The sequence below is a fragment of the Pseudooceanicola algae genome, assembly GCF_003590145.2.
Taxonomy (GTDB): domain Bacteria; phylum Pseudomonadota; class Alphaproteobacteria; order Rhodobacterales; family Rhodobacteraceae; genus Pseudooceanicola; species Pseudooceanicola algae.
The window spans coordinates 2,725,375-2,741,062 of the sequence record NZ_CP060436.1; the positions used below are offsets into that span (position 1 = coordinate 2,725,375).

Genomic DNA, 15,688 nt, shown 5'->3' on the forward strand with positions numbered 1-15,688 from the left:
GGAATGAGCGGTCACGTGGAATCCTTCCAGTCTGCCGTGAGATTTGGGGTAACCTCATCGGGGGCGCTATGCGCGCCCCCGAAGTCGCTATGTCCTTAGCGGAAAAGCGACAGCAGCGTTTGCGGTGCCTGGTTCGCGATCGACATGGCCTGAACAGCCAACTGTTGCTGAACCTGCAGCGACTGGAGACGGGCCGAAGCTTCTTCCATATTGGCATCGACCAGCGTGCCGATACCGGATTTCAGCGAGTCGGTCAGGGCGCCGATGAAGTCCGACTGAGTTTCGATACGCCCCTCGACCGAACCGAAGGACGCCGCAGCGTCGATGGCGGTCTGAGTCAGCCCCTCGATCAGGCTGAGAGCGGATGCCGCACCGTCTTCAGTGGAAACGTCGATCTCGTTCAGAAGCTCGAGACCACCACCGATGGTGTTGCCGGCATCGGCAGTGACCGAGGTCAGGTTGACCTGGATGGAGTCGGTCGCGTCGGTCACGGTCGAGGTGAAGGTCAGCGTGTCGCCGCTTACCGTGATGTCGAGAACGTCGGTATCCAGACCATTTGCCCCTGCGTAAGCGGCGTATGCAGCTTGCAGGCCCTTGGCCACATCGCTGGCGGTGTCGCCGTCACGGGTGACATAGCGGATATCATTCGCGGCAGCTTCGGTTTGGGTGGAAGCACCGGCAGTCGAGGTCCGGTAGTCGGCCTGTGTGAAAGTCGAGTCATCCGCATCGGTACCGAAGATATTCAGCGTGTAACCGGTCCCAGCCTCCAAGCCGGAGTTGTTGGTGCCGATATCGATCGACCCGGTCTGGGTGCCGTTCAGCGTGACGGCAGAGGTGCCGACATCCGCCGCGAAGGTACCGCCCGTGGCCGAGATGGCGCTGGCGTCGGTACCAAGGTCTTCCTTTCCGACAGAAATGTCGCTGGCCGTCACGCCGCTACCGGAACGATCCAGAGACGACAGGATGCTCACGGTGCCGGAATCGGCAGTGTCATCAACGTTGGACAGCAGATTGAGCCCGTTGAACTGAGCAGCGCCCACGACGGTCGAAATCTGGTCCTTCAGGGCGGCGATATCGGTCTGGATCTTGTCGCGGTCGACGTTTTCTTCCTGAGCCGCGACGATCTTGCCCTTCATGCTGGTCAGCAGATCGGTCACCGATTCCGCGGCCTTCCGGGCAACGGCGACGGTCGAACCGCCCAGGGCGAGGCTTTCGGAGATTCCCTTGAAACCCTGGACGTCGGATTCCATCACTTTCGAGATGGCCCAGACGGCAGAGTTGTCCTTGGAGCTTGCCACCTTTTTACCGGTGGAAATGTTGCCCTGAACGTCAACCATTTGCGCGTTGACTTGTTTCAGGGTTTGCAGCGCGACCATTGCGCTGTTGTTCGTCAGAATGCTGGACATGCAGTGTTCCTTTGGTCGATAGGCGCTTTACGCCCGTTGATGATCCCGCCCCCCAACGGGACGGACCGAAAGTCATTCTGACGGGTGCTCGGTCAGGGCTTTTGCCTACCCGGCGCCATCCGATTGGATGCAAGGGGAACATTGCAGTGCAGGGGCTAATGGAATCCTAAATGCCGGGCGTTGGTTGCCCGGCATTTTATGAAATTGCAGTGGGTCAGGCCCGTTTCTCCAGCTTGTTGTCATGTTTCGCAACAAGGGCGGACTTGCGGCCCTGATCGTCGTAGGTTTCCAGCGTGCGACGGATCTTTCGCAGGGTGGAGAACCGGTTGGCCACGGTCCGAATGCCGCGCAGCGCCCCGTCCAGCAGGGCCTGGTTGCGCAATACCTTGCCGCGCAGAGGCTGCAATTGCAGCGCCTCGAGACCATCGATCTCGTTCAGCGCATCAATCAGCCCTTCTTTCTGTTCAAGAAGGTCGGGCAGTATATCGAGCTTGCCGTGAACAAGCGCGTCGCGCTCCTTTTCGAGCAGCACGTCCAGCTCGTCGATCAGGGGTTGATGGGGGTCTGGGATCATTTCTCTCTCTCCAACAGTGATTGATAGAGTTGTTCCGCCAGGCCGAGACCCCCCGCCTCCACCATGGCACCGGCCTGTTCCCGAATCAGGAACGAGGAAAACTGGTCTTCACCGGGGCCACCACCGAATCCTTCCGGCGTCTCACCCAATCCTGCGGACTTCAGCATCTCCGTCAGGAAAACCGCCTCAAGCTCTTGTGCTACTTGCCATAATTTCTCCTGGCGTTGCGGAATTCGCGGCAGGGAATGCAGGATGGGTTCGACCAAGGTGACATCTCCAATTTGATCCAGTTTCCTGAAAATGCAGGAAGATCAGTAAAGATGCGGTAACCGCTGATCTGCATAGTCTGACCATCGCGGAAGAACTCCCGGAGAGCGGACATGAACATCTCGCACCTATCCCCTGGCGGGGTGACGCCCGGCGCACAGGACCGGTCCCAGGTTCAGGGCGGCGGAAGTACGACGGGCTCCCCCTTCGATGAAGTCTTCGCCGCTTCGGCCCCGGAAAAGCCCGCACAGGACCCTGCCGCAGACCCGCAGGCCAGGGCCGTGAAGGTAGCAGAGCGTGGCGCAGCATCCGATCCTTCGGACCCGGATCACGCGACCAACGGCGAAATGGCTGCGGAAGGCGCCGGGCCGGACCAAAACGACCAGGGCGATGCGGGTTCGGTTGAGCAAGATCCCGACACGATCAGTAGGTCCGAAAGGTTCAGCGAGGTCCCTTCCAACAAGCGAGACACAGTTGCCACAGGTTTTGTTTCCACAGGCGCGGCCGGCTTTCTTCAGGGCGACGAGATTTCCGTGAAGAGTTTGCATGCCGCTAAGGTACCTGCAGCCAATGCCGACGCGCTCGGGGGACCGTTCAGAACATCGCTCGTGTCGCAACCTGCCGCGCAAAAGGCCGTGGCCGGTTCGATACATGTTGAAATGTCTCCACTGGCCGGAACCGCGGTCACCCGGTCAAAGGCTGGGCTGCAGGTCTCAGTCGGTGCGGGAACTGATCTGGCAGGCCGGGCAGTGCCCCATCCGCCAAATGGTACGTCTCAGGATATTTCATCCGGTTTTGCGGCGTTTTCAGGGGCGCGCGCCCCCTCGTCTCTGACGAAGGAACTCTCAACTCCCGAAATCCAGCGAGCACCCGGTTCCGAACATCCGATAACCGTCCAGCCCCATGCGACCAGGGCGCGGAACGCCACCGACCTAGCCAGAACCCGCACTGCTACTAGCGGGGAAAGTGCGCAGATGGCCCCCCAAACCGGTCCTTCGAAGGGCGGAATGAAACCTGGAATGGTCAGCCATAATTTCGCGGCATTAAACGGCCGTCTCGCTGGTGCATCCGAACACGCGCCGATTCGAGGAGCGGGCGCGCTGCAAACCGTGGATCAGGTGGCGCGCGCCGAACGACACCTTCCTTTGGAGGACGAAAACACGTCCCCCAAATCCGCTTCTGTCGAGGGCTCCCGCGCCATTTCCCTTGAAGGGCAGGCACGGGAACGCAGCACTTCTGCAGGCGCAGTGATTGCGACCGGGGCCGATCGGTCGGTCTCGACCTTCTCACCCACGAACAATGGGCAGCCTTCGAAGGGTGGCGATCCCGCGGCACCGCTTCCGGCTGACCAGGGGCTGTCGGAAAGCCCGCGGGTCGCCGCTTTAGCAGGGGACAACGACAGGCGGCAGGTCAGGGACGCGGTCTCCGACATCTTGCAACCCGGTCGCAAACAGCCCGAAACGCAGCGCGGCGCGGCCTCGGCGCGGGTACCAACCGCAGAGCGAAACAGCGCCCAGAGCACGGTTCCGACAGCCTTCATCCAACCGGTCAGCCTCCAAACCACTCAGCCTGCCGTCGAGACCTTCGCATCCAGTCGGCTGCCGACCATCGATCAAGGCATTGGCGCCGGCGCGGGGGATCCCGCTGGCGAGCCCCTGACTTCGGCCGACACCCGCTTTGCCGAAGCGCTGGCCAGCGAAGCGGCCCGCAGCACGGCCCCCACACCCCGCGCAGAGGCCGCCCGCGCGGACCTCGCCCGCCATATCGCCGCCCAGCTCACCTCCGCCAGTCAGAGGCTGGCCGATGGGCAGTCCGAACTGCGCCTGAACCCAGAGGAACTGGGTCGGGTGACCCTGCGGCTGTCCACTGAAGACGGCCATGTGATGCTGCATGTGACGGCCGAACGGCCCGAGACATCGGACCTCATGCGGCGCCACATCGCGATGCTGGAGGAAAGCTACAAGGCGCTCGGCTATGACCGGGTCGAAATCTCGATCAGCAATGGCACGGCCGAAGGGTCCAGCCAAGGCACGGGCCATGGGGCGGATCAGGGTCCGGCCGGCGGTCAGGGTTCCCGCGATCAAAGCAACTCGGCGCAGATTTCCAGCGGCGGTGAACGGCCCGCACCGGGTGCCGGTCGCGCACCCGATGCGACGGCCCCGTCAGAACGGGTCGATATTCGTCTCTGACCCCCCTTTCGCGGCGCAACTGCGCCCTTATCAACAGGACTTCCCATGGATGCAGTACCCAGCAGCACCGCGACGCAAAGCGTTCCGCTGACAAGTCAGACGGCCTCGGTCGATGAAACCGCCAGCCCGGTCATCAGTTCGGATTTCGAAACCTTCCTGAAGATGCTGTCGACTCAGTTGCAGAATCAGGACCCGCTCAACCCGGTGGATTCCGCCGATTACGCGGTCCAACTGGCCACGTTCTCTTCAGTGGAGCAGCAGGTGATGACGAACAACCTGCTCGAGGGGCTGATCGGCAAGATGGTTTCCTCGGGCATGTCCGACCTTGCCTCCTGGGTCGGGATGGAGGCGCGCTCTACCGCGCCGGCCTATTTCGACGGCGACCCCATCGCGGTCTCACCCAACCCCCTGACCTCGGCCGACAGCGCGGCCCTTGTGGTGCGCAATGCCTCCGGTTCCGAAGTCTTCCGCAGCGAGGTGCCGGTTTCCGATGAAACCATCCTGTGGGACGGGCGTACGGCCGGCGGTGCGACCCTGCCCCATGGGCGCTACACCTTCGAACTGGAAAATTACCAGCAAGGGGAACTGGTCGCTCTGGATGCGGTCGAAAGCTATTCCCGGATCACCGAGGCGCGGCTGGTCAGCGGCACGACCATGCTGGTGACCGAGGCCGGGGACCTTGTGCCGACGGATATGGTTTCGGGCCTTCGCGAACCGGGCAGCTATGCCTTGCCCTGACATGGGGCCACCACTGGACGCCGATCGACTGGCATCCTAGGAAGATAGGGCGCTCAGGAAACGGAAGCAGGAATGCAGACCCGGCCCCCAAGCCGGGCGATGCCCCCGGCCATGATACAGCCCGATCTCCCGACTGGCCCGCAGGGTTCCGACCCGGTCCCGGCCCGGGATGTCGGCGCAACCGACCTGCCCGGAGTCCTTGCGCCGTTGCTGTGCCGGTGGGGACCAGGTGACGATCCTGCGCTCTGGCAGCAAATGACCGGAGGGCGCAGCAATCTCAGCTGGCGCGTTCCCGGTCCGGGAGGCGCACATGTGGTCAAGCTGTTCCGCCCCGAGAACGCCAGTCCGGTCTTTCCCAACGATCCCCGATCCGAAGCACTTGTGCTGGAGGCGCTGCGCGGGAGTGGCCTTGTACCGGAGCTTGTCGGCATCACGGAAACACCCTTCGGCGCCTGCGTGATCTATCGTCATATTGACGGGGAAAGCGGCAATCCCGATCCCTGCGAAGCGGGCCGTCTGCTGCGCCACCTGCACGATGTGCCCGCGCCTGCAGGGCTGCGCACCGGACCAGACGGCAGCCACGCCCTGCGGGCAGAAATCCGCGCGCAAGCGCAGGGGCTGGTCACCCCGGACGGCCAGGATCTGGCACAGGCCTTGCTGAAAAGGATTTGCGGCACCGACCTGCCGCGATCCGGGGTCCCGGCCCTTGTCCATGGCGACCCGGTGCCGGGCAACATGATCACCGGTCCCGGGGGCCTGCGCCTGATCGACTGGCAGTGCCCCGCTGTTGCGGATCCGACGCTGGATCTTGCCATCTTCCTGTCGCCCGGGATGAACCTGATCTATCGTGGACGACCGCTTGATGACACGGAACGGCAGGACTTTCTCTCCGCATACGCAGATGACGAGACCAATGCACGAATGACCGGGCTAGAGGCGCTCTATCACGCCCGCATGGCCGTCTATTGCCTCAGTCGCGCCTATGCCGACCCGCAACCGGAAACGTCCCGCGATCTGGCTGCCGCCAGGTTGGAGCTTCTGGCCCTGGCAGAGTGCACCGGGACCCCGCTGCTGGCCGTGTGAAACCATTCCGAAACAGGTCCCCCTCTGTGTCAGAGGGTCATCGCTCCGCAGGCCGCAAGCGCCCCGAGCGCGATTCCGCACAGCCCCCAGATCCAGCCCGGAATGCCCCGGCGCGGCGTGCTATCAGGCTTCGCTTCCATCTGGTCGGTCAGCGCGCGTTCCACAAGCTGCGGCAGGCGCGGGCCGAACCGGGCCATGACCTGCGCGGTCTGACCCAGATCCCGGACCAGCGCCAGCGGGCCGACATTCTTGCCGATATAGCCCTGCACGACGGGCTGGGCGACTTCCCAGATGTTGATACTGGGGTTCAGCGACCGCGCCACCCCTTCCACAACCACCATGGTACGCTGTAACAGGATCAGTTCGGTGCGGGTTTCCATGCCGAAACGCTCTGTCACCTCGAAGAGGTAGTTCAGAAGGCGACTCATAGAGATCCGCGTTGCATCCATGCCGAAGATCGGCTCGCCCACGGCGCGCAGGGCACGGGCGAATTCGGCCACGTCGCGGTCCGCAGGGACATAGCCTGCCTCGAAATGGACCTCGGCGACGCGCTGATAATCGCGGCGGATGAAGCCGAACAGGATCTCCGCATAGACGCGGCGGGTATAGGCATCGATATCGCCCATGATGCCGAAATCATAGGCAACGATGGCGCCGTCGGGGCCGACCTTCAGGTTACCCTGATGCATGTCCGCATGGAAGAATCCGTCGCGCAGCGCGTGGTTCAGAAACAGGGTCAGCACGCGTTGCCCCAGCACCACCCGGTCGTGCCCTGCCGCGTCCAGCGCATCGTTGTCGCCAAGCGGGGCGCCTTCGACCCAATCCATCGTCATCACGCGGCGACCGGTCTGCATCCAGAGGATCGACGGCAGGCGAAAGCCCTCGTCCGTCGCGGTATTGGAGGCAAATTGCGAGGCAGAGGCGGCCTCCAGTCGCAGGTCAAGCTCGGCCCGCACAACGCCGTCGAAATGTTCGACGACATCGCTGGGACGTAAGCGTCGCGACGCCGGAGAGAGCAGTTCGATCAGGCTGGCGGCGAAGTAGAAGGCATCGACATCCTTGCGAAAGGCGCGTTCGATTCCGGGTCGCAGGATCTTGACCGCGACGTCCTGACCGGTCTCCCGCAGCCGGGCATGGTGGACCTGCGCGATCGAGGCCGCCGCCACCGGATCGGAGAAATCGCTGTAGATATCCTCCAGCGGATGGCCGAGCTCGGTTTCGATGGCATGGCGGGCCTCGGCCTGGGAAAACGGCGGCAGCTTGTCCTGCAGGACCCGCAGTTCGCGTGCCAGATCCGGGCCTACGACATCGGGACGGGTCGAAAGCACCTGCCCGAACTTGATATAGGCCGGGCCGAGAGCGGTCAGCGCGCGGGTCACGGGCGGTACGTTCGGATCGCCCTTCAGCCCCAGCCACTGGAACGGCCAGCCCAGAACACGGGCGGCGACCCGCAGCACCGGCGGAGCGTCATAGGCATCCAGGATGACCTTCATGGCGCCGGTGCGTTCAAAGGTGGCGCCGGTGGCGATCAAACGCCAGAGGTTATGGGGTCCGCGCATGGATCAGATCTTCCACCCGGAATGCAGCGCGGCGATGCCGAGGCTGAGGTTGCGGTATTTCGCGTTTTCGAACCCGGCGTCGCGGATCATCCCGAGGAAGGTCTCCTGATCGGGGAAGCGGCGTATGGATTCGACGAGGTACTGGTAGCTGTCGCGATCCCCGGCAATCAGCTGACCCATCGGCGGGATGCAGTTGAAGCTGTAGCGATCATAGGCCCATTGCAGGGCCGGCGTCGGGATCTGGCTGAATTCCAGCACCATGAGGCGGCCGCCGGGTTTCAGCACCCGGTAGGCTTCGGTAAGGGCTTCTTGCGGCCGGGTGACGTTCCGGATCCCGAAGGAGATCGTGTAGGTGTCAAAGGTATTGTCGGCAAAGGGCAGCGCCATTGCATCGCCAACGACCCAGTCGAGACTGTCGGCCATGGAAGTCGCCTCGGCCCGTTGCCGCCCCGCCACCAGCATCGGTTCGGTCAGGTCGAGAACCGTGGCATGGCCATGTCCGGCGCGTTTCAGGAAACGGAAGGAGATATCCCCGGTGCCACCCGCAACGTCGAGCAGTCTTTGCCCGGCGCGCGGTGCGAGCCAGTCCATCATCGCGTCTTTCCAGATGCGGTGGATGCCGAGGCTCATCGCGTCGTTCATCACGTCGTATTTCGAGGCGACCGAACCGAAGATGCCCTGCACGCGGCCGGCCTTTTCCGCTTCGGGAATCTCGGTGAAACCGAAATGGGTGGTTTTCTCGTTCATGGGATGCCTCCGGCGCTGCGGCTTTTGTCCTGCTCTTCCTTATAGGGCGCACGGGCGGGGCTGCAATGCGACGCTTGGGGATCTGGACCCGCGCGCAGGGGGGCGCTGCCCCCCGCCGAGCTGGAAGCTCGACTCCCCCCGGGATATTTGAAACAGGGAAACATGCAGATGAGAGGGGCCCCTGTATGCCTGAATTACCGGAAGTGGAGACCGTTCGGACCGGGTTGGCGCCGGCGATGGAAGGATCGGTGATCCTGAAGGCGGACATCAACCGGCCGGATCTGCGCTGGCCTTTCCCCGAGCGGATGGCCGCGCGCCTGGAAGGGCAGCGGGTGTTGCGGCTGCGACGGCGGTCGAAATATATCCTTGCGGATCTGGAGAGCGGCGAGAGCCTTCTGGTGCATTTGGGCATGTCCGGGCGAATGGTCGTGTCGGGAGATCCGTTGGGACGATTTCACCATGAGCATCCTGCAGCCCTGAAACATGATCACGTGGTGCTGCATCTGTCGAACGGAGCCCGCGTGACTTTCAACGATCCGCGGCGTTTTGGAGCCATGGATCTATTGGAGACGGCGCAGGCCGAGGCGCATCCGCTGCTGGCCTCGATCGGGCCGGAGCCATTGGGCAACGGGTTTTCAGGCGACTACCTGGCCGGCATTCTGAAGGCCAAACGATCGCCGATCAAGTCTGCGCTGCTGGATCAGCGCGTCGTGGCAGGGCTTGGCAATATCTATGTCTGCGAAACGCTTTACCGGGCACGGATTTCGCCAGCGCGGCGCTGTGACCGGATTGCGACGACCCGGCTGGCGGCGCTGGTGCCGGTGATACGGGATGTGCTGACCGAGGCAATTGCCGCCGGCGGCTCGACCCTGAAGGATTTTCGGCGGGCGGATGGGGAGCTTGGATATTTCCAGCATGTCTTTGACGTCTACGACCGCGAAGGCCAGCCCTGCCGGACCGAAGGGTGCCATGCGCATGTGCAGAGGATCGTGCAATCGGGCCGGTCGAGCTTTTACTGCCCGACTTGTCAGCGTTGACCGGATCCGGGCCAAAGATGACTTGAACCGAAGGGGCAAGATGGTAGGGAATCGACTCTGAAGCAACCGGAGGGATCCGTCGCCATGGCCTTTGAGACGATCATCGTCGAGACAGATGACCACATCGCACTGGTAAAGCTGAACCGGCCCGATGCGATGAATGCGCTGAACGATCAGCTGCTGAGCGAGTTGGCCGAGGCGCTGAGCGGGGCGCAGAAGGACCCGAAGGTCCGGTGCATCGTCCTGACCGGCAGCGAGAAGTTCTTTGCCGCCGGGGCCGATGTGCGGCAGATGGCCGACAAGAGCTTTACCGATGTCTTTGCCGGCGAGATGTTCGGCGAAGAAGTCGCCGCCATCGCGCGGGTGCGCAAGCCGGTGATCGCCGCCGTATCGGGCTACGCGCTTGGCGGGGGATGCGAGCTGGCGATGATGTGCGATTTCATCATTGCCGCTGACACTGCCAAATTCGGGCAGCCCGAAATCAACCTGGGCGTCATGGCCGGGCTTGGTGGCACACAGCGCCTGACCCGCGCCGTGGGCAAGGCCAAGGCCATGGACATGAACCTGACCGGGCGCTTCATGGATGCCGAAGAGGCCGAGCGCGCCGGGTTGGTCAGCCGTGTCGTCCCCACCAAGAAGCTGATGGACGAGGCCATGGCCGCCGCCGGCAAGATCGCCGAGAAAAGCATGATCTCGGTCATGGCGGTGAAGGAAGCTGTCAATCGCGCCGGGGAAACGACCCTGGCCGAGGGCATGTTGTTCGAACGCCGCATGTTCTTTTCGCTGTTCGCCACCGAGGATCAGAAGGAAGGCATGACCGCCTTTCTTGAAAAGCGGGAACCCCAGTTCCGCGACCGTTGAGGCAGGCGCCAGCGCGGCACCTGAACCGCCTGCGATCTAATCTGCCGGTCTTTGTGGCGACGCCCGTGCCTTGGGCGTTTTCTGCATATCGGTCATCGTGGTGACGATATCGGGCTCGCGCAGCGCGGGATCGGTAACGCCCGGCCGACTGGGCGAGAACCAGGCCGGGTCGATGCCGGGCATTTCCGGGGCCTCGCCACGGATCATCGACGCCGCAAGTCCGGCCAGCGCGGGCGAGCATTGGATGCCGACGCCCCCCTGCCCGACCAGCCAGAAGAACCCTTCGACTTGCGGGTCGAAACCGCAGACCGGCACGCCGTCGGCAACGAAGCTGCGCAAGCCCGCCCAGGATCGGACGGGTGTGATTCCCGGCAGGTCAAAGGCGGCGCGGACACGGTCGGTGCCAAGCGCCACATCCATCGGTTCGGGTCTGGCGTCGCAGGGTGGGCTGGGGGTCAGATCCGCCGGCGTGGCCATCATGCCGCCATTCTCGGGCTTCACGTAGAATTCGCCTTCGGCATCCACCATCATAGGCAGGGTTGCGGGATCGACCCCGGGCGGCAGATTGAAGAACAGGCCGGTCCGTCGACAGGGTTGCAGGCCCAGATCGCGCGCGCCAGCCAGGGAACCGACCTGTTCGGCCCAGGCGCCCGAGGCGTTGATCACCACCGGGGCGGCGTACCACCCCGTCGATGTCTCGACCTGCCAGGTGCCGCCGAGGCGGCGCATCGACAGGACCTCGGTATCGCAGAGCAGCGAGGCACCGTCCCCTGCAAGCTTCCGCCGGTGCAGATTTTGCAACGCCATGATGTCGATATCGCGCGCATCTGCCTCGTACATCCCCAGGGCCGCATAGCCCGACCGTACCAGCGGCATGCGCAAGGCGATTTCCTCGGCGTTGATCGGCACGACGATCCCGGCCGCCGCAATATCGCGGGTGCGGGCCAGCAGCGTTTCGCACTGATCATCCCGCGCCATCAGGATCATGCCCCGCGGGCTGAGGAGCGGTGCCTCATCTATCAGCGCATGAGGGGCCGCAAGGAAATCCTGCGAGGCCAGGGTAAGTGCCCGGATCCGCGCCGGTCCGATGCACATCAGGGAAATCGCCGCCGACCGACCGGTGGCGTGGTAGCCGGGCAGGGTTTCACGTTCCAGCACGGCCACATTTGCGTCTGCGGACAGGGCGCTGGCCACGGAAAGTCCCGAGATCCCTGCTCCGACCACGATAATGTCGAAACTACGCGACGTCCTTCCTCCTGCCGAATTACCCGCTGCCGCTTTCCTGCCCTGTTCGGTTGTCGTCGGCGGGAATCGCTTTTGACAAGACTAGCATCGCAGAATGATGCGTAAACATATGTGAACGTGCAATCTGTGTCATGGCGAAAATCAGCCACTGGCCGAATGGCGCCTTTTCGGCTCGCAGGTTCGGGGGGTCCGCCGGATCATCGCTGTTGATTCAGAAAAATCACCTTTGCATCCCGCGACGGAGCAAAGAATCCTCCGGGGCTGTTGACTTGGTCGCGAGTCGGGCCTAAAGACGCGTCTTCAAGAATGCACCGAACCCAAAACATGGGACGAAACGAATATGGCTAACTCGCCTCAGTCGAAAAAACGCGCCCGTCAGGCAGATGTCCGTCTGACCGTCAACAAGGCGCGCCGTTCGCGTATCCGCACCTTCATCCGCAAGGTGGAAGAGGCGATCGCAACGGGTGATAAAACAGCCGCTCAGTCGGCGCTGCATACAGCTCAACCCGAGCTGATGCGCGGCGTCACCAAGGGCGTCTATCACAAGAACACCGCTGCCCGGAAAATGTCCCGCCTCTCGGCGCGGGTCAACGCCATCGGCTAATTCCGGACAAGCTGTTGATGCTAAAGGCGCTGCATTCGCGGCGCCTTTTTTCATGCGCGGGCAACCGCACAACCGGAATGCGATTCCTTTGCGGGACCATCTGAGTCAAGCGCTTTGAGTTGTTGTATCGACTGCGAGAAGATTGCTAGCTTCGGACCTGCGAGTCACTTCGCCTTGGGGGGGACATCGCGGCACCATCCGGTACCGCAAGCCACTACCAGCGATGGCCTTCAGGCCAGCGCCCGGTATTGATGTTCATGATGTCCAGGCACATAGGTTGATAGCAACAGATATAACTGGCGTCGCACACGTCGGTCCGCTGCTGTCTTTCCGTTCACGACGCCCGGTTTTCCGGTAATGTCGACGCCCGGTCATCTGGCCGGGTGACGGTTCCTTTGTCTTCCAAGGTCTGGTGGCGTGCACCCTTGCTGGGGGGCTAGGGCATGGCTGTAGATGTATTCGAGGGGCAGTGAGAATCTGATGGACACGGACTTTTGGGGCGAGCTGAAAAACAACCTGCGCAAAGCAGTCGGAGAGCACAATTTCACGGCCTGGATTGCGCCGCTTGAGCTTGACCGGGTCAAGGACGGGGTTGCCACGCTGACCGTTCCGACCAACTACGCCGGCATCTATGTCGAGCGGAACTTCGGCGACCAGATCCTGAACGAATTCGGCGCCCTGCGCGGCAATGTCCGCCGCCTCGTCTTTTCGGTATCGAAACCGAAAGCGGCCCCGGTGCAGATCTCCCGGTCCGAAGCCGGTGACAACGCTCAGGCTGGAGTCGCATCGCCGGTCGCCCCGCGCCAGAGCCTGCCGCAATCCGCCCCGCGCCATGGCGCTTCCGGAGGCGATCAGGACATGCGCGCCAAGCTGGAACGGATGCTCCAGCCCGCCCCGCTGGATCCCAATTCGACCTTCGACAGCTTCGTGGTCGGCAAGCCCAACGAACTGGCCCATGCGGCCGCCCGCCGTGTCGCCCGTGGCGGCAAGCCCGAATTCAATCCGCTGTTCTTCTATGGCGGCGTCGGCCTCGGCAAGACCCACCTGATGCACGCCATCGCCTGGGAACTGCAATCGGCGAACCCTGACCTGAATATCGTCTACCTGTCGGCGGAACAGTTCATGTACCGTTTCGTGCAGGCCCTGCGCGACAAGAAGATGATGGATTTCAAATCCCTCTTCCGCAATGTCGACGTGCTGATGGTCGATGACGTGCAGTTCATTGCCGGCAAGGATTCCACCCAAGAGGAATTCTTCCACACGTTCAACGCCCTGATCGAACACAACAAGCAGATCATCCTGTCGGGCGAATGCGCCCCGAACGAGATCAAGAACCTGCCGGTGCGGATCTCGTCCCGGCTGTCCTCGGGCCTCGTCGTCGACCTCCACCCCACAGACTACGAACTGCGCCTCGGCATCCTGCAATCCAAGGTCGACACCTTCCGTGCCAAGCACCCGGATCTCGAAGTCGCCGATGGGGTGCTGGAATTCCTCGCCCACCGGATCTCGACCAACGTGCGTGTTCTCGAAGGGGCGCTGACGCGTCTGTTCGCCTTTGCCTCGCTGGTCGGGCGTCAGATCACCATGGAGCTGACCCAGGATTGCCTGGCCGATGTGCTGCGGGCCTCGGATCGCAAGATCTCGATCGAGGAAATCCAGCGTTGCGTGGCTGAGCACTACAACATCCGGCTCAGCGACATGATCGGCCCGAAGCGCGTGCGCAGCTTTGCCCGCCCGCGCCAGATCGCGATGTACCTGTGCAAGAAGATGACCTCGCGCTCCCTGCCGGAGATCGGCAAACGCTTCGGCGGGCGCGACCACACCACGGTCATGCATGCGGTGAAACGCGTCGATGAACTGATGGTGCAGGACGCCCAGATCGCGGATGATCTGGAATTGCTGCGCCGCGCGCTGGAAGCCTAGGCTTTCGGCCCTGCCCGAAACGCCCGGCCGCCCCTTTTCGGGCGCCGGGCGCCCTGCTCCCCCTTTCATTCTGTCAGATATACTCCCAGCCGGAGGCATCCGTTCCGCCAGCCCGTGATTCGCTTTGTCGCTCTGCGCGCGCCGTGAGTGCAGCGCGAAACCCGGCAGCCGCCCGCCGATTGTTGTATCCACGCAGCGGTCCCGCCAAGGCTCCGCCAAACTGCAAAAACCCATTGTATCGCGGTCAGAAACCGGTAGCTTTCCGGTCCCGGAGGTTGCCTTTTCGGGACCCGGCGAAATTCGGAACCGTATCGAAACAGGGAAGAGTGTCATGAAAATCAGCATCGAACGCGCGGCCCTTCTGAAGGCGGTTTCACAAGCCCAATCCGTGGTCGAGCGCCGCAACACGATCCCGATTCTGGCCAATGTCCTGATCGAGGCTGAAGGCAGCGACGTGATGTTCCGCGCCACCGACCTGGATATCGAGGTGGTCGACAAGGCCCCCGCCATGGTGGAGCGCGCCGGATCAACCACGGTCTCGGCCGTGGTCCTGCATGAAATCGTGCGCAAGCTGCCCGATGGCGCCATGGTCACACTGTCCGAAGACGGCGCCGCGGGGCGTCTGACGGTGCAGGCAGGCCGGTCGAACTTCAACCTGGCGACGCTGCCGAAAGAAGACTTCCCGGTCATGGCCAGCTCGGAATACGCATCGAATTTTTCGGCCCCCGCGCCGGTGCTGCGGCGGCTGTTCGACAAGTCGAAATTCGCGATCTCGACCGAAGAGACCCGCTATTATCTGAACGGCGTCTACATGCATGTCGCCGAAGGTGAAGGCGGCCGGGTGCTGCGCTGCGTGGCGACCGATGGCCACCGGCTGGCGCGAATCGACGCGGATCTGCCCGAAGGCGCCGAGGCGATGCCCGGCGTGATCGTGCCCCGCAAGACCGTGGGTGAGCTGCGCAAGTTGCTGGATGACGATGACCTGGTGGTCGCGGTATCGGTGTCCGAAACCAAGGTGCGCTTCGCGACGCCGCAGATCACCCTGACCTCCAAGGTCATCGACGGGACCTTCCCGGATTATTCGCGCGTCATTCCGACCAACAACACCCGCCGCATGGAAGTCGACGCGGCCGAGTTCGCCAAGGCCGTCGACCGTGTGGCCACCGTATCGTCCGAGCGGTCGCGCGCCGTGAAGCTGAGCCTGGATGAGGATCGTCTGATCCTGTCGGTCAACGCCCCCGACAGCGGTGCGGCCGAAGAAGAACTGGCAGTGGCCTATGGCGACGAGCGGCTGGAGATTGGCTTCAACGCCAAGTACCTGCTGGAGATCGCCAGCCAGGTCGATCGCGAGAATGCGGTCTTCCTGTTCAATTCCTCCGGCGACCCGACCCTGATGCGTGAAGGCAATGACCTGAGCGCGGTTTACGTGGTCATGCCGATGCGCGTCTGAGATCT

14 protein-coding genes are annotated in these 15,688 nt (G+C 63.1%); 8 read left to right on the plus strand and 6 right to left on the minus strand.

Annotated features, from left to right (window positions below):
- Window positions 1–95: 95 nt before the first annotated feature.
- The 3 genes from PSAL_RS12765 to PSAL_RS19270 form a co-directional block, all read right to left on the minus strand.
- Entirely contained in the window at window positions 96–1,406 is a 1,311-nt protein-coding gene (locus PSAL_RS12765; RefSeq protein ID WP_119841014.1) for a flagellin, read from the minus strand.
- Window positions 1,407–1,620: 214 nt separating this feature from the next.
- A complete protein-coding gene (locus PSAL_RS12770; protein ID WP_119841015.1) occupies window positions 1,621–1,980 on the minus strand; it encodes a hypothetical protein in 360 nt (119 codons plus the stop codon).
- Entirely contained in the window at window positions 1,977–2,246 is a 270-nt protein-coding gene (locus PSAL_RS19270) for a rod-binding protein (RefSeq protein ID WP_231388515.1), read from the minus strand. Before PSAL_RS19270 ends, PSAL_RS12770 begins: the two co-directional genes overlap by 4 nt.
- A gap of 114 nt (window positions 2,247–2,360) precedes the next feature.
- Between PSAL_RS19270 and PSAL_RS12780 the strand changes: the two genes are divergently transcribed.
- The 3 genes from PSAL_RS12780 (at window position 2,361) to PSAL_RS12790 (ending at window position 6,257) form a co-directional block, all read left to right on the plus strand.
- Window positions 2,361–4,436: a flagellar hook-length control protein FliK gene (locus PSAL_RS12780; RefSeq protein WP_196941856.1), complete on the plus strand. Its 2,076-nt coding sequence runs from the start codon at window positions 2,361–2,363 to the stop codon at window positions 4,434–4,436.
- A 45-nt stretch (window positions 4,437–4,481) separates the two neighbouring features.
- A complete protein-coding gene (locus PSAL_RS12785; protein ID WP_119841017.1) occupies window positions 4,482–5,174 on the plus strand; it encodes a flagellar hook capping FlgD N-terminal domain-containing protein in 693 nt (230 codons plus the stop codon).
- Window positions 5,175–5,429: 255 nt separating this feature from the next.
- Window positions 5,430–6,257 (plus strand): phosphotransferase family protein, encoded by an 828-nt coding sequence (locus PSAL_RS12790; RefSeq protein WP_196222908.1) that lies wholly within the window; start codon window positions 5,430–5,432, stop codon window positions 6,255–6,257.
- A gap of 29 nt (window positions 6,258–6,286) precedes the next feature.
- Here PSAL_RS12790 and ubiB read toward each other — a convergent pair whose 3' ends face one another.
- Window positions 6,287–7,816 carry a 2-polyprenylphenol 6-hydroxylase gene (gene ubiB / locus PSAL_RS12795; RefSeq protein ID WP_119841019.1) on the minus strand — a complete coding sequence of 510 codons (1,530 nt, stop codon included), beginning with the start codon at window positions 7,814–7,816 and terminating at the stop codon, window positions 6,287–6,289.
- A 3-nt stretch (window positions 7,817–7,819) separates the two neighbouring features.
- The gene (gene ubiE / locus PSAL_RS12800; protein ID WP_119841020.1) at window positions 7,820–8,563 is read right to left on the minus strand and encodes a bifunctional demethylmenaquinone methyltransferase/2-methoxy-6-polyprenyl-1,4-benzoquinol methylase UbiE; all 744 of its coding nucleotides are present in this window, start codon (window positions 8,561–8,563) and stop codon (window positions 7,820–7,822) included.
- 185 nt (window positions 8,564–8,748) lie between these two features.
- Between ubiE and mutM the strand changes: the two genes are divergently transcribed.
- Window positions 8,749–9,600, plus strand: coding sequence for a bifunctional DNA-formamidopyrimidine glycosylase/DNA-(apurinic or apyrimidinic site) lyase (mutM, locus tag PSAL_RS12805; RefSeq protein ID WP_119841021.1), 852 nt, complete (start codon window positions 8,749–8,751; stop codon window positions 9,598–9,600).
- A gap of 84 nt (window positions 9,601–9,684) precedes the next feature.
- Window positions 9,685–10,461 (plus strand): enoyl-CoA hydratase, encoded by a 777-nt coding sequence (locus tag PSAL_RS12810; RefSeq protein WP_119841022.1) that lies wholly within the window; start codon window positions 9,685–9,687, stop codon window positions 10,459–10,461.
- A 36-nt stretch (window positions 10,462–10,497) separates the two neighbouring features.
- Here PSAL_RS12810 and PSAL_RS12815 read toward each other — a convergent pair whose 3' ends face one another.
- The gene (locus PSAL_RS12815; protein ID WP_196222909.1) at window positions 10,498–11,685 is read right to left on the minus strand and encodes an NAD(P)/FAD-dependent oxidoreductase; all 1,188 of its coding nucleotides are present in this window, start codon (window positions 11,683–11,685) and stop codon (window positions 10,498–10,500) included.
- A 361-nt stretch (window positions 11,686–12,046) separates the two neighbouring features.
- Here PSAL_RS12815 and rpsT point away from each other — a divergent pair, with 361 nt between their 5' ends.
- From rpsT to dnaN, 3 genes are all read left to right on the plus strand, one after another.
- Window positions 12,047–12,310 carry a 30S ribosomal protein S20 gene (gene rpsT / locus PSAL_RS12820; RefSeq protein WP_119841024.1) on the plus strand — a complete coding sequence of 88 codons (264 nt, stop codon included), beginning with the start codon at window positions 12,047–12,049 and terminating at the stop codon, window positions 12,308–12,310.
- Window positions 12,311–12,790: 480 nt separating this feature from the next.
- Complete coding sequence (gene dnaA, locus PSAL_RS12825; protein WP_119841196.1) at window positions 12,791–14,233, plus strand: chromosomal replication initiator protein DnaA; 1,443 nt, start codon at window positions 12,791–12,793, stop codon at window positions 14,231–14,233.
- Between the two features lie 331 nt (window positions 14,234–14,564).
- On the plus strand, window positions 14,565–15,683 hold the full coding sequence (gene dnaN, locus PSAL_RS12830) for a DNA polymerase III subunit beta (protein ID WP_119841025.1): 1,119 nt from the start codon (window positions 14,565–14,567) through the stop codon (window positions 15,681–15,683).
- Window positions 15,684–15,688: the final 5 nt, after the last annotated feature.

What these genes read in the sequence shown, in the direction of transcription:
- PSAL_RS12765 (WP_119841014.1), bottom strand. Translation starts at nt 1,406, where the DNA reads ATGTCCAGCATTCTGACGAACAACAGCGCAATGGTCGCGCTGCAAACC.
- dnaA (WP_119841196.1), top strand. Translation starts at nt 12,791, where the DNA reads ATGGACACGGACTTTTGGGGCGAGCTGAAAAACAACCTGCGCAAAGCA.
- PSAL_RS12790 (WP_196222908.1), top strand. Translation starts at nt 5,430, where the DNA reads ATGACCGGAGGGCGCAGCAATCTCAGCTGGCGCGTTCCCGGTCCGGGA.
- ubiB (WP_119841019.1), bottom strand. Translation starts at nt 7,816, where the DNA reads ATGCGCGGACCCCATAACCTCTGGCGTTTGATCGCCACCGGCGCCACC.
- PSAL_RS12785 (WP_119841017.1), top strand. Translation starts at nt 4,482, where the DNA reads ATGGATGCAGTACCCAGCAGCACCGCGACGCAAAGCGTTCCGCTGACA.
- ubiE (WP_119841020.1), bottom strand. Translation starts at nt 8,563, where the DNA reads ATGAACGAGAAAACCACCCATTTCGGTTTCACCGAGATTCCCGAAGCG.
- PSAL_RS12810 (WP_119841022.1), top strand. Translation starts at nt 9,685, where the DNA reads ATGGCCTTTGAGACGATCATCGTCGAGACAGATGACCACATCGCACTG.
- PSAL_RS12770 (WP_119841015.1), bottom strand. Translation starts at nt 1,980, where the DNA reads ATGATCCCAGACCCCCATCAACCCCTGATCGACGAGCTGGACGTGCTG.
- rpsT (WP_119841024.1), top strand. Translation starts at nt 12,047, where the DNA reads ATGGCTAACTCGCCTCAGTCGAAAAAACGCGCCCGTCAGGCAGATGTC.
- mutM (WP_119841021.1), top strand. Translation starts at nt 8,749, where the DNA reads ATGCCTGAATTACCGGAAGTGGAGACCGTTCGGACCGGGTTGGCGCCG.
- PSAL_RS12780 (WP_196941856.1), top strand. Translation starts at nt 2,361, where the DNA reads ATGAACATCTCGCACCTATCCCCTGGCGGGGTGACGCCCGGCGCACAG.
- dnaN (WP_119841025.1), top strand. Translation starts at nt 14,565, where the DNA reads ATGAAAATCAGCATCGAACGCGCGGCCCTTCTGAAGGCGGTTTCACAA.